The 13,310-nt window shown below is 63.5% G+C and carries 12 protein-coding genes; 4 read left to right on the forward strand and 8 right to left on the reverse strand.

The genetic code is table 11. From position 1 onward, the window contains the following. Window positions 1-164: 164 nt before the first annotated feature. The 8 genes from CRX69_RS02565 to CRX69_RS02600 all read right to left on the reverse strand — a co-directional run bounded on the left by CRX69_RS02565 (window position 165) and on the right by CRX69_RS02600 (window position 8,281). Window positions 165-2,291 carry a TonB-dependent copper receptor gene (locus CRX69_RS02565; protein ID WP_047227370.1) on the reverse strand — a complete coding sequence of 709 codons (2,127 nt, stop codon included), beginning with the start codon at window positions 2,289-2,291 and terminating at the stop codon, window positions 165-167. A gap of 85 nt (window positions 2,292-2,376) precedes the next feature. Further along, window positions 2,377-2,769, reverse strand: coding sequence for a DUF2946 domain-containing protein (locus CRX69_RS02570; protein WP_047227438.1), 393 nt, complete (start codon window positions 2,767-2,769; stop codon window positions 2,377-2,379). A gap of 57 nt (window positions 2,770-2,826) precedes the next feature. Beyond that, window positions 2,827-3,306: a copper chaperone PCu(A)C gene (locus CRX69_RS02575; RefSeq protein ID WP_047227371.1), complete on the reverse strand. Its 480-nt coding sequence runs from the start codon at window positions 3,304-3,306 to the stop codon at window positions 2,827-2,829. A 47-nt stretch (window positions 3,307-3,353) separates the two neighbouring features. Then, window positions 3,354-3,758, reverse strand: coding sequence for a DUF2946 domain-containing protein (locus CRX69_RS02580; protein WP_076382856.1), 405 nt, complete (start codon window positions 3,756-3,758; stop codon window positions 3,354-3,356). A 319-nt stretch (window positions 3,759-4,077) separates the two neighbouring features. Next, window positions 4,078-4,800, reverse strand: a complete 723-nt coding sequence (locus CRX69_RS02585) for a cobalt-precorrin-6A reductase (RefSeq protein WP_047227373.1) — start codon at window positions 4,798-4,800, stop codon at window positions 4,078-4,080. Further along, window positions 4,797-5,894: a cobalt-precorrin-5B (C(1))-methyltransferase gene (locus CRX69_RS02590; protein WP_047227374.1), complete on the reverse strand. Its 1,098-nt coding sequence runs from the start codon at window positions 5,892-5,894 to the stop codon at window positions 4,797-4,799. The genes CRX69_RS02585 and CRX69_RS02590 overlap by 4 nt, the downstream gene beginning before the upstream one ends. Further along, complete coding sequence (gene cbiE / locus CRX69_RS02595; RefSeq protein ID WP_076382854.1) at window positions 5,887-7,098, reverse strand: precorrin-6y C5,15-methyltransferase (decarboxylating) subunit CbiE; 1,212 nt, start codon at window positions 7,096-7,098, stop codon at window positions 5,887-5,889. Before cbiE ends, CRX69_RS02590 begins: the two co-directional genes overlap by 8 nt. A gap of 277 nt (window positions 7,099-7,375) precedes the next feature. Beyond that, a complete protein-coding gene (locus CRX69_RS02600) occupies window positions 7,376-8,281 on the reverse strand; it encodes a zeta toxin family protein (protein WP_107321474.1) in 906 nt (301 codons plus the stop codon). A gap of 405 nt (window positions 8,282-8,686) precedes the next feature. Here CRX69_RS02600 and cobG point away from each other — a divergent pair, with 405 nt between their 5' ends. Genes cobG through cobJ form a run of 4 tightly spaced genes read left to right on the forward strand, consistent with a single transcriptional unit; the run spans window position 8,687 to window position 13,047 of the window. Beyond that, entirely contained in the window at window positions 8,687-10,006 is a 1,320-nt protein-coding gene (gene cobG, locus CRX69_RS02605) for a precorrin-3B synthase (RefSeq protein ID WP_240539578.1), read from the forward strand. Next, window positions 9,999-10,625, forward strand: coding sequence for a precorrin-8X methylmutase (locus CRX69_RS02610; protein ID WP_047227378.1), 627 nt, complete (start codon window positions 9,999-10,001; stop codon window positions 10,623-10,625). The genes cobG and CRX69_RS02610 overlap by 8 nt, the downstream gene beginning before the upstream one ends. After that, window positions 10,625-11,356 (forward strand): precorrin-2 C(20)-methyltransferase, encoded by a 732-nt coding sequence (locus tag CRX69_RS02615; RefSeq protein ID WP_107321476.1) that lies wholly within the window; start codon window positions 10,625-10,627, stop codon window positions 11,354-11,356. The genes CRX69_RS02610 and CRX69_RS02615 overlap by 1 nt, the downstream gene beginning before the upstream one ends. Then, the gene (gene cobJ / locus CRX69_RS02620; protein ID WP_107321477.1) at window positions 11,356-13,047 is read left to right on the forward strand and encodes a precorrin-3B C(17)-methyltransferase; all 1,692 of its coding nucleotides are present in this window, start codon (window positions 11,356-11,358) and stop codon (window positions 13,045-13,047) included. The genes CRX69_RS02615 and cobJ overlap by 1 nt, the downstream gene beginning before the upstream one ends. Window positions 13,048-13,310 lie beyond the last annotated feature (263 nt).

Here is a 13,310-nt window from a genome sequence, read left to right on the forward strand (position 1 = left end):
TTAGAAGCGCTCCGCAGGGCAAATGTGATCGTTATGTTTTTTGCGGTTGCTGCGCAACCGATCGCGGGCAAGCCTTGCTCCCACAGTACTTGTCAGTGCAGTGGGACAAGTTGTGCCCCTCAGCAATGAACTACCTGTGGGAGCAAGGCTTGCCCGCGATGCTTTCAGAAACTCATATCCACCTTGGTCCAGAGCGTGCGCCCCGGTTCGTTGATGGCTTGCGGGTCACTCGCCGGGTAGCCGAACCCGGCGTTGCCGGCCAGGTTCAGATGTTCGGCGTAGGCTTTGCCGAACAGGTTGTCGACGCCGCTGCTGACCTTCCAGTGTTTATTGATGCGGTAGGCACCGTTGAGGGAGAACACCCCGAACCCGGAACTCTTGCCGTAGTCCTTGCCCACCACGTTGCCCTTGTTCTCGTCGACACGGTTTTGCGCGGCCACCACGCGCCACAGGGCACCGGCGCTCCAGCGATCTTCGCTGTAGGTCAGGCCCAGGCGGGCGTCGAGCGGCGGCATCTGTGCCAGGGCGCTGCCATCGCTGCTGTTTTTGCCCCAGGCGTAGGCCAATGTTGCATCGGCTTTCCAGCGCTCGGTCAGCTTGTAGGCCGCGCCCAGCTCACCGCCCATGATCCGTGCATCAATGTTCTCGGCCCGGGAGGTGGTGCCCATCATGCCGGGCGTGTAATCGAACAGGATGTAGTCGCGCACCTGCCCGACATAACCCGACGCCCAGGCTTCGAGGGTTTCGGTTTTGTACTGCAGGCCGAAGTCGAGTTGGGTGGTTTTCTCCGGTTTGATCGAGTCGAAAGCATTCAGCGAACCGGCGGGGCCGGCGTTGGCCGAAAACAGCTCCCAGTAATCCGGGAAACGTTGCGCGTGGCCCAGGCCCGCATAGAGGGTAGTAGGGCTGTCGGCCAGATCGTGTTCGTAGCGTACGAAACCACTGGGCAGCGTGTCGGCGCGGGTTTGGTCGGCAGTGGGATTGGGCCGGACGGACATGCCGGAGCCGATGCTTTGGCGGTAATCCTTGGCCGAGGCGCGGTCGAGGCGGGCGCCGCTGACCAGCCGGTCGCGGTCGGCGGCGTACCAGGTCAACTCACTGAACACGCCGTAGTTATGAAAGTCGGCGTCCTTGGTGCGCGGCCGTTCCTTGTAGGTGTCGATGCCCATGCTGCTGCGTTGGCGATGCTCGTTGGTCTGGGCGTCCAGGCCACTGATCAATTGCACATCGGCCCAGCGCCAGGTGGCCTTGATGCGTGCGCCGAGGGTGCGGCGGTCGACGTTGGACGCCATGGGGCCGGCCATCATCCCGGTGCCGGACGGCGTGCGCAGCGTGTAGTTGTCCATCACATGGTCGGCGTAGTTGTAGTAGACCTGCGCTTCGAGCGTATCCAGCACATCGCCCATGTTCGAACGCTCGAAACGCAAGCCCAGGCTTTCACGCTTGAACTGCGAGCCATCCATGCCACGTCCGGCGTAGCGTGCTTCACCGTCGCCCTTGCCAGCGGTCAGTTCCAGCAGGGTATCGGCATCCGGCGTCCAGCCCAGCGTCACGTCGCCGTTCCACTTGTCGTAGCGCGACGGCACCGTGTCGTTGTTGCCGTCACGATAATCGTCTGAATGAGCGGTGTTGCCGATCACCCGCACGTAACCCAAAGACCCGCCGGCGGCCGCATCCACGACCTTGTCGAAGCGCCCGTTGGAACCGGCCAGTACGCTGGCGTTGACCCGGGTGCCCAGTTCGCCGAACTGCTCCGGCTCGCGTTCGAACAGCACGGTCCCGGCCGATGCACCAGGGCCCCAGAGCACGGTTTGCGGGCCCTTGATAACGGTGAGTTTGTCGTAGGTTTCCGGCGAAATATAGGACGTCGGCGCGTCCATCCGGCCCGGGCAAGCGCCCAGCAGCATGCTGCCATTGGTGAGAATGTTCAGCCGCGAGCCGAACATGCCCCGCAGTACCGGGTCGCCATTGGTGCCGCCGTTGCGCACCAGGGCGAAGCCGGGAATGGTCTTGAGATAATCGCCGCCGTCGCTGGCCGGCACCGGTTGGCGCGGATCCTTGGGGTTGGTGACCACGGTCAGGGGCGAGCTGGGAGCGACGGCGGTAATGACCGTCGGGCTCAGCTCTTCGATCTGAGCTTCGTGGTGAGCATGCTCGTCGGCCAGCGCACAGGGCGTGAGCAGCAGGCCGCACAGTGCGGTGGCGGTGTAGCGAAAACGAACCCGTGGCTCGTTCGGGGAGCAGCGAACCTGGGCTGCGCCCAATGCGATGTCGGCAGAAAACCTGGACATGATGATTCCATCGAACAGACGTAAACGACACGGTCGGGCAACCTGGGGCTGTCTTTTGCGACCGGGTGAGGTAAGTGTCGGGGGTCTACGCGTCGAGGGGCGGTGCGCGGGTGCGGGCACCGGGGAAGAATGACGTCCGGGCATGGCCCAGGCGTGGCGAGGGGCTGGTGTAGGTGTGGGGTGGCAGGGTATCGAAGACGGCGAAGCTATGCCCCCCCGTCAGCGCGGGGCAATTGAACAGCAGGCTGCAATAACCACACTTTTCCCACAGTACGTGATGCTCGCTCTGGGGCGGGCAATGTTCGGCTTTCGGTGCTTCATGCTCGGCGTGAACGCCCGCCGACATGTCCATTTCCATGTTCATGGTCATGGACGAAGACATGCGCTGATCCATCGGCATCGACTGAGAAATCAGCGGACCGATAAAGATCATCAGCATGGCGAACAGGCTGATCCAGCTGCCGCGTGTCAGGCTCATCAGCTGACGGCGGGGCATGACCGACCTGGCGCGGGGCGTTCGCATGGGCAAAGGTGATCAGTGGGCGTGCGTTTGGGTTTTGCTGCTGTCGGGGGCTTTTTTCTGCACCGCGACATCGACCGTGACATCCCCCGCTTTTTCGAAATGCAGGGTCAGAGGGAAGCGTTTGCCGTCGCTGAGCAGGCTGCGATCCTCCAGCCCCAGCAGCATCACGTGATAAGCCATCGGCGCGAAGGTGACAGTCGCACCGGGGGCGATATCAACGACGGGCACCGCTTGCATTTTCATCAGGTCGTTTTGCATCACGTGTTCGTGGAGCTCGGCTTTGTCGGCAATCGGCGAATCGACGCTGAGCAGTTTGTCGGCGGTTGTGCCCTTGTTGTGAATCACGAAGTACGCGGCCACGGTCGGCGCATTGGGCGGCAACTCCTGGGACCATGGATGAGCGATTTCAAGCTCGCCCGCTTTGTACTGGTGAGCTTGGGCGAAGCCGACGGGAAGCAGCAGGGCGGCCAGCAGGATAAGTCTGTTCAGCATGGGTCATTCTCCGGAACGATTCAGGGCGCAGGGGCATGCGGGAAGAATCAGGCCAGAGGTGAGGCGCGGGGATTGAGGCTCGGCCATTGCTGGCGCGGTGTGGGGCTGTCGAGCAGTGGGTGGGCAGCGCCGCGATGGGCCGGCTGAGCATTTAGGTACAACTGCGGCTCGTGCCCGGTGAGCGCCACCAAGGGCGGCGACCCCGCACAGCACCAGCAATGCTGCATCGTCGAGTGATCGTCGTTCTGCGGCGTGCTCTGCTCGAACTTGCCCAGGGAAATCGCCACCAGTTTCGTTCCGCTGGAAGAGCAGAAACTGCCCCACAGCAATTGCTCGGCTGGCGACTGGGCCTGTGCCATCGCCCCACCGCTGCCGGAAAGCGGCATGGCAAGCATGTTGAACAGCACTGCGAAGCAGGCGATCCAGGCAAATGCAAGCCGTTGTCGGGACATGGGGCAATCCGCTCGATGGTCGATCAGGTGGCGGTATTTAGCCTGATCGGGGTTGATAAGTAAAAAGAGCACGTGCGGTGTAGGGTCGCAGGGCTTGGGTTAACAGTAGCAACAGATCTTCAAGGAAGTGCTTTTATGGCAAGGGATTTTGATCATCTCCGGCTCTGCGTTCAAAAGCAGAGTAGGGGCTTCATCATGTGTTTATAGCTTCGTGTCAGGGCCATAGCATTCCTTTGAAAATCTAGGGGTGTGCGCACTCTTTGTGGCGAGGGGATTTATCCCCGTTGGGGCGCGAAGCGGCCCTGGGTGCAGGGGACTGTCAGACCAAATGCCGAAGCCCCTGCAGCACCTCACCCACCGTCCCAAACTCCCGATCCACCCCCGGCAACACCGGCCGCTTCAACACCAACACCGGCAGCCCCCGCTCCCGCGCTACTTCCAGCTTCGGCTCGGTGGCCGTGCTGCCGCTGTTCTTGCTGATCAGCACATCGATCCGCCGCCGTTCGAACAGTTCGCGCTCACCGTCAATATGAAACGGTCCACGAGCACCTATGACTTCGCAGCGCTCATTACCGGGGTAAACCTCCAGGGCCCGCAGGGTCCAGAATTGCTCGGGCGGGATTTCGTGCAGGTGTTGCAGCGGCTCGCGGCCAAGGGTGAAGAGGGGGCGGTGGAACGGCAGCAGGGCCTGGATCAGTTCGGCCCAGTCGGCCACTTCGCGCCAGTCATCCCCGGCCTGGGGTTGCCATGCCGGACGGCGCAGGGCCCAGCAGGGAATGCCGCAAGCGCGGGCTGCGTGGGCGGCGTTGTGGCTGATCTGTGCGGCGTAGGGGTGGGTCGCATCCAGCAACAGGTCGATGCTTTGGTCACGAATGAATTGCGTCAGCCCTTCGGCGCCGCCGTAGCCGCCGACGCGCACCTGACAGGTCAGGTCGGTGGGAACGCGGCCGATCCCCGCCAGGCTGTAGAGGTGTGTTGGGCCCAGGGTGCGGGCGATGGCCAGGGCTTCGGTGACACCCCCCAGCAGCAGGATGCGTTTCATTTGAAAGCTCCGGCGTGACCGACGACGGCGCCCTGGCGGTCGATGGCGAAGACTTCGACCTGGACCTGGGCTGGTACGATGCCGCGAGCGAAGGCCAAGGCGTGTTCGCAGACTGCGTCGCCGAGGGCGATGCCAGCGGCGCTGGCCATCGCCAGGGCTTGCTGGCTGGTGTTGGCCTGGCGAATGCCTTGCTGCAATGCCTCATCGGCACCGATGGCGGCTGCCCATTGCGCCAGTTGTGGCAGGTCGATACTTGAATGACGGCTGTGCAGGTCCATGTGACCGGCGGCCAATTTGCTGATTTTGCCAAAGCCGCCACAGAGGCTGAGTTTCTCCACGGGCACCTTGCGCACATGCTTGAGCACCGCCCCGACAAAATCGCCCATTTCGATCAGGGCGATTTCCGGCAGGTTGTAGACCCGGCGCATGGTGTCTTCGCTGGCGTTGCCGGTGCAGGCGGCGATGTGCAGGTAACCGTTGGTTTTCGCCACGTCGATGCCCTGGTGGATCGAGGCAATGTAGGCCGCGCAGGAGAATGGTCGGACGATGCCGCTGGTGCCGAGGATCGACAGGCCGCCGAGGATCCCCAGCCGGGGATTCATGGTTTTCAGCGCCAGCGCTTCGCCGCCCTCAACGTTGACCGTGACCTCGAAGCCGCCGGCATACCCGGCTTGCTCGGCCAGCCGTCCCAGGTGGTCGCCGATCATTTTACGTGGTACCGGATTGATCGCCGGCTCACCGACGTCCAATACCAATCCTGGCCGCGTCACGGTGCCCACGCCACGCCCGGCAATGAAGCGCACCCCAGGCTCGGCTGTCAGCCGCACTTGGGAAAACAGCAGCGCGCCGTGGGTCACGTCCGGGTCATCGCCGGCGTCCTTGATCGTCCCGGCTTCGGCGCCTTGCTCGGTCAGGCGGCAGAATTCCAGGCGCATCTGCACGTGCTTGCCTTTGGGCAGCACGATCTCCACGGCATCGGCCTGGATGCCGCAAAGCAGCAGCCGGGCGGCCGCCAGACTGGTGGCGGTGGCGCAACTGCCGGTGGTCAGGCCGCTGCGCAGGGGCGCGGGTTGTTCGGCGGTTTCGTCACGCATCGAAGGGTTTGACCAGGTCGAGCAAGGTGATGGGCAATGCCTGGCGCCAGGTGTCGAACTCGCCCAATGGCTGGGCCTGGGCGATGTGGATACGGGTCAGTTCGCCGCCATGAAGTTCGCGCCAGTTCATCAGCGTCATCTCGCTCTGCAGCGTCACGGCGTTGGCCACCAGCCGTCCGCCGGGCTTGAGTCGAGCCCAGCAAGCGTCGAGCACGCCCTCGCGGGTTACGCCGCCGCCGATGAATACCGCGTCCGGCGGCTCCAGTCCTTCCAGAGCCTGCGGTGCCCGCCCGCGGATCAGTTGCAGACCGGGCACGCCTAGGGTGTCGCGGTTTCGTTCGATCAACCCTTGGCGGCCTTCGTCGGCCTCGATGGCCAGGGCTCGGCAACTGGGGTGGGCGCGCATCCATTCGATACCGATGGAGCCGCTGCCCGCCCCCACATCCCAGAGCAATTCACCGGGCATCGGGGCCAGACGGGCGAGGGTAATGGCGCGCACGTCACGTTTGGTGAGCTGGCCGTCATGTTCAAACGCAGTGTCCGGCAAACCGGCCAGGCGCGACAGGCGCAACGCCGAGGGTTCGGCGCGGCATTCGATGGCGATCAGGTTCAGGTCCGCGACGGTGGGATCGGACCATTGTGCCGCACAGCTTTCGATCCGCCGTTCGGCGGCGCCGCCCAGATGTTCGAGCACGGTCATGGGGCTGGGGCCGAAGCCGCGCTCGCGAAGTAGCGCCGCCACGGCGGCAGGACTGTGGCGGTCGTTGCTCAGCAGCAACAGCCGGACGCCTGTGGATAAGTGAGCGCTGAGTGCCGCCAGGGGCCGTGCCACCAGCGACAGGGTGACCACCTCCTGCAAGGGCCAACCCATGCGGGCCGCCGCCAGCGAACAGGACGATGGCGCTGGAATGACCCGCATCTGCTCGCCAGGCAGGTGTTTGGCGAGGCTGGCGCCTACGCCATAGAACATGGGATCGCCGCTGGCCAGCACGCACACGGGGTCTCCGCGCCGTGCCAGCAGCGGTTCGAGGGAAAATGGACTGGGCCACAGCTCCCGTTCACCGCGGATGCACAGCGGCAATAGCGCCAACTGGCGCTCACTGCCCAGAATACGCGAGGCCTGCAGCAAAGCGTGGCGAGCCGCTCGGCCCAGGCCCTTGAAGCCGTCTTCACCGATGCCCACTACGGTCAGCCAGGGGGTCATCTCTGTTCCTCGAATGGATAGGTTTGATCGGCGGGCTTGTTGCGCACGCGAACCGGGCCGCCATCATACCGTGCGCCTTCGGTTATGGCGTGGGCCGTTGGGAGCCTGCCGGCGTGCGGCACCGATTCAGACAGACCGCTTCGCGAGCAGGCTCGCTCCCACAGTTTTGATCGGGGGAGGCACAAGGTCTGTGTTTGCCACAGGTCCCCTGTGGGAGCGAGCTTGCTCGCGATGGCGCCGGCACATTCAACATCACCGTCTCAAGCAGGCAGCCGATTCATCGGTAGACGTATTTGAGGATATAGGCATACAGATCGTTGTAGACCGAGTCGGGTACGTGTTCAGCATGGGGCTGGGTCTTGAGCAGTGTCAGGTGGCACTCCTTTACCATTTCTTCGCGGTCGCCGATGAGGTGGAGGCGGTTGTTGGTGATGATCTCGAAGGCATTTGCATAAACCACCTTCGGTCCCGCGATGAGCAAAGTCCCGTCCGGATCGAGGGTATAGGTGCTTTGGGTGCGCAGGATCCGTTCCTTCAAAGGGCCGAACCCGCGCTCGTACAAGCATATCTGCGAGCCGCTGACTGCTTTGGCCGCCGTCTCGATAGCCAGCAGGGTCGGCTGGGCGTTGCCCAGGCTGGCATTGAGCGCCGATAGCGTGACGAACCTTTCCAGCTCCTGTTTTTCCAGGCTTCTGAGGGCTCTTTTGATACTCGATAGATGAGCGAACTCTTTTTTGCAGGCGATGATGTGGGTTTCCAGCTGATAGCCCGCTGCCGTGGCCATCGCCGGGAAGGCCGCGAAATCGATGCTATCGAACGCGCATTCCATGATGATGTTGTATTTTTTCCTGAACGCCTCTGCGAAGATTTTCGAGCAAACCTCTCGAACAAAGGCCTCTGTATGCTCATAAGCATGCAGCACACCGCGTTTGATCATTTCGGCGTAGTGAGGGTGTTTTTCCCGGTACTCGGGCAGGTACAGGCGCACATGATTGTCGTAGCGTTGGGAGGGCAGGAGGCTTTTTTCCAGCAGATAGGTTTTACCCGATCCCTGCGATCCGGCGACGATCAGCATTTTGGGGACGGACTCGACCGTAATGCCATTGAACAGCGTGTCGGTGATTCCGGTGAATGCGGTCGTGACCTGTTCCGGGGTGTAGGCGTAATTCGATGTGTGTGGCATATCCTGATGTCCTTATCAAAGATTCCCATGAAGTGAAGTGAGTGGTTGCCCTTTGAATAAAGCGGGGTTTTGCGGCTTGTTCAAATGAGCATGTGTTCCAAGATATGTGCCTGTTTTTTAAGGTAAAAATCCCTACATGGAAGGCGCCGGAAACTTACGTCAGCGTGCCTGACACCGAACCCCTTTGGCGGGCTTGCTCGCGAAGGCGTTGGCACATTCAACATCACCCTTTCAGGTGGACCGCTATCGCGAACAGGCTCGCTCCCCCCGTTTTGTGGCCGTGATCGGCTCCCTGGCGCAGCGCGATGCCCGCAATCCGACCAGCAAGCTTTTCATGCCCCCCGGCAAAGCAGGCATAATGGCGGGCCTTCGCCGTTGCGGCGTGCCTTATCGACCGGTTTGCCCTTGAACGAACGTCCATCATCCAGCGTCATACGCCCCTCGGGTTGTCCGGGGTTGCTGCGTGTCGTCCAGGCGCTGGACGGAGGGATCTGCCGGATCAAGCTCGACGGTGGTTCCATCCAGGCGGATCAGGCCGACGCCGTGGCGTTGGCGGCCGAGCGGTTCGCCGGTGGCGTCATCGAGGCGACCAACCGCGCCAACCTGCAAATCCGTGGGATTGGGCCCCAGCACGATGCGTTGATCGAGCCCTTGCTGAACGCCGGACTTGGCCCCCGCAAACTAGCCGGCGATGACGTGCGCAACCTGATGCTCAGCCCCACGGCCGGGATCGACCGGCAGATGCTGCTCGATACCCGTCCGTTGGCCGCGCGGATTCTTTTCACCCTGCAAACCCATGAACGCTTCCATGAGCTGTCGGCCAAGTTCGCCGTGCAATTGGACGGCGGGGAAGGGTTGGCGATGCTTGAACATCACCATGACCTGTGGCTCTCGGCGCTGGTTCGCAACGGCGAACCGTGGCTGGCCTTCGGGCTGGCCGGCACCCCGCTGGATAAGCCGGACGGCGCTGTGCGCCTGGCCCAGGGACATGATTTGGTGGTAGCGGTGCTGGAGTTGTTTCTCGACCTGGCCCGTCCCGACCAGACGCGCATGCGTCACGTGCTGGCCGAAATCCCGAGGGATGAGTTCCTCGTCCAGTTGGCCCGCCGCGTGGCGTTGCAGCCCCCTCCGGATTGGCGGCGGGGCGAGTCCATCGACGGATTGCACATCGGCATCCATTCCCAGTACGACGACCGGGTCTACGTTGGCGCGGCGGCGCCTCTGGGCCGGCTCGACGCCGTCATGCTGCGCGCAGCGGCGCAATTGGCGCGGGACAAGGGCGACGCCAGCCTGCGTTTCAGCCCCTGGCAGAGCCTGTTGTTGCCCAACGTGCGCCGCGAGGATGCGCCCGGTGTGCGGGCGCGGCTCGAGGAGTTGGGGCTGTTGTGCTCGCTCGAGCAACCCCTGGCGCAACTCATCGCGTGTACCGGCTCCAGTGGCTGTGGCAAAGCCCTGGCCGACACCAAGGCCGATGCTCGTCAATTGGCCGAGCTGCTGCAACGCCAGGGCCGTGCCCTGAAGATCCATCTCTCGGGCTGTCCGCGTTCCTGCGCAGCGGCCCATGTCGCGCCCGCCACCTTGCTGGCGGTCGCCCCCGGTCGTTACGACCTGTATTTTCGCGATGCGACGCTGCCGGGTTTCGGCGCGTTGCAGGCGCACGATCTAACTATTGAAGCGCTCGGCCACTGGCTCGACGCTCGCCCCCGGAGCCCCCTTGATGCTTGATTACATCCGCGACGGTCAGGAGATCTATCGCAACTCCTTCGCGATCATTCGCGCCGAAGCCAACCTGGCGCGCATTCCGGCCGACTTGGAAAAACTCGCGGTGCGGGTGATTCACGCCTGCGGCATGGTCGAGGCCGTCGATGGCCTGCAGTTTTCCGAGGGCGCCGGCACGGCGGGACGCCAGGCGCTGGCCGCCGGTGCGCCGATCCTGTGCGATGCGCGGATGGTCAGCGAAGGCGTGACCCGGGCTCGCCTGCCAGCGAACAATCCGGTGATCTGTACCTTGCGCGACGAGAGCGTGCCGGCGTTGGCCCTTGAATTGGGCAACACCCGTTCGGCGGCCGCCCTGGAGCTTTGGCGTCCGCATCTGGAAGGCAGTGTCGTGGTGATCGGCAACGCGCCGACCGCGCTGTTCTACCTGTTGGAAATGCTCGATGCCGGCGCGCCGAAACCGGCACTGATCCTGGGCTTCCCGGTGGGCTTCGTCGGGGCCGCCGAGTCCAAGGCGATGCTGGCAGCCAACAGCCGTGGCGTGCCGTTCGTGATCATGCAAGGCCGGCTCGGCGGCAGCGCCATGGCCGCCGCCGCCGTCAACGCCCTCGCTACGGAGATTGAATGATGCAGCAGCCTGGACGTCTGATCGGCCTCGGCGTAGGCCCCGGTGACCCGGAACTGATTACGGTCAAGGCCCTGCGCCTGCTGCGCGAATCGCCGGTGGTGGCGTACTTTGTCGCCAAGGGCAAGAAGGGCAACGCTTTCGGCATCATCGAGGCGCATTTGCAGGAGGCGCAGACGTTGCTGCCGCTGGTCTATCCGGTGACTACCGAAGCGCTGCCGGCCCCGCTGTCCTATGAACAGGTCATCGCCGACTTCTACGACACCGCTGCCGAGCAGTTGGCCGTGCATCTGGATGCCGGTCGTGATGTGGCGGTGATCTGCGAGGGTGATCCATTCTTCTACGGCTCCTACATGTACCTGCACGATCGCCTGGCCGAGCGCTATGACGCCGACGTGATTCCTGGCGTGTGCTCGATGCTCGGTGGCGCCTCGGTGCTGGGTGCGCCGCTGGTCTATCGCAACCAGAGCCTGTCGGTGCTCTCCGGCGTCTTGCCCCACGACGATCTCAAACGTCGCCTGGCCGACGCCGATGCGGCGGTCATCATGAAGCTGGGGCGTAACTTCCCCAAGGTCCGGCAGGTGCTCCAGGAACTGGGCCTGGACGGTCGGGCGTTGTACGTCGAGCGGGCAACCATGGCCAACCAGAAGATCGTGCCGCTGGATGAAGTCGAGCCGATGTCCTCGCCGTACTTCTCGCTGATCATCGTGCCCGGCGAACGGTGGCAGGGTTGATGACTTCCAAAGTGCCGGCCATTGTCATCCTCGGCCCGGGCAGTCTCGCCACCGCCCGGCGGATCCAGCAGCGCTACCCTGACGCCCTGATTCATGGCCTGAGCGGACGGGTTGAGGGCGTGGATCGTCCCTACCACGAGTTCGGCGCGACGTTGCGCGAGCTCTACCAACAGGACACGCCGATCATCGCCCTGTGCGCGGCCGGCATCGTCATCCGCACGCTGGCGCCGCTGCTGCTGGAAAAAGGCGTCGAGCCGCCGGTGCTGGCGGTGGCCGAGGACGGCAGCGCGGTGGTGCCGCTGCTTGGCGGGCTGGGCGGGGTCAATGTCATGGCCCGTGATATCGCCACAGCACTGCAAGTCACCCCGGCGATCACCACCAGCGGTGAATTGCGTTTTGGCACTTGCCTGCTCAATCCGCCGAGTGGCTACAGCCTCGGCGATCTGGAGCAAGGTAAGCGTTTTGTCTCCGATCTGCTGGCAGGTGAATCGGTGCGCATCGAAGGCGCCGCGCCGTGGCTGGCTCAGGCGCAGTTACCCGAGGATGAACGGGCACGGTTGGCGATCCGTATCGACAGTGCTGCGGGTACACCGGCGGCGGATGAGCTGCGTATTTATCCGCGCAATGTGCTGGTGGCGTTGAGTGCAGGGGCGTCGGCGGACATCGGCGCGATACTGGAGCAGGCCGGCCTCGCGCCGCAGTCGCTGGCGTGCCTGTTGGCGGCGGACAGCGACATGGCCCGTCCTGAGCTGCACGAAACGGCATCGGCCTTGGGTGTGCCGCTGCGTTTTGCCGCAACCAATGGCAACCTCGAAACAGGGTTGAGCGATGCCCTCGGCCAACCGGCATCGCTACAGGTCATGGGCAGCCATGCCATCGCCGTGGCCGAGCAGCCCCTCGACCCCGAACAGATCGGCCGCCCGCGCGGGCGTCTTGCCGTGATCGGCCTTGGCCCCGGCGCTGCCGAGTTGATGGTGCCGGCCGTGCGCGCCGAACTCGACCGTGCCACCGATGTGCTGGGCTACGAAACCTACGTGCGCATGGCCGGTCCCTTCCGGCCCGATCAGGTGCAGCACTGCACCGACAACCGCGAGGAAATGCAGCGTGCCCGTCATGCCTTCGAGCTGGCAGCCCAAGGGCGATCCGTGGTGGTGGTGTCGTCCGGCGATCCAGGCGTGTTCGCCATGGCCGCCGCGGTGCTCGAAGCGCTGCACGAGTCGACGGATGCCCATTGGCATAGCGTCGACCTGCAAATCCTTCCGGGCGTCTCGGCTTCCCTCGCCACCGCCGCCCAGGCCGGTGCGCCGCTGGGTCATGATTTTTGCGTGATGTCGCTGTCGGACAATCTCAAACCGTGGTCGATCATCGAGAAACGCCTGGATCTGGCGGCTGAAGCAGACCTGGCCCTGGCGTTCTACAACCCGATCTCCCGTTCCCGACCGTGGCAGCTGGGGCGAGCGCTGGAGATCGTTGCGCAACATCGCACGCCGCACACGCCGGTGGTGTTGGGGCGTGATATCGGTCGTCCGGGCCAGACCCTACGGGTCACGACATTGGGACAGTTGACCCCGGACCAGGTGGACATGCGCACCATGGTGCTGATCGGTTCCTCCACCACGTGTGTATTCCCGCGCGCCGAAGGGGGCGACTGGGTGTACACGCCGCGTTGGTATGGCAGCAAACCGCTCTGATAAAACCCGGCGGCCCGCCTGGGCCGCCTCTATCTGACTTCGTCATGTTCGAGACTTCGTGGGTACAGGACGTCCCGCTGTTTGACGCTGTAGACGTCGCGAATACCTGTTTGTTTGAATAATGAAATAAATATTCGATGCGCGAGCGCTAAGTCATTGTGTTCGGAAACTTATTGAATTCCTTGTGAGTTGAACAACGTTCGAAGTGTGGGCTATGTTTGCTTCCGCTTTGAAATTGATTGGGACTGTAAAGTGCTGTTTGC

The sequence above is a fragment of the Pseudomonas rhizophila genome (assembly GCF_003033885.1).
Classification (GTDB): Bacteria; Pseudomonadota; Gammaproteobacteria; order Pseudomonadales; family Pseudomonadaceae; genus Aquipseudomonas; species Aquipseudomonas rhizophila.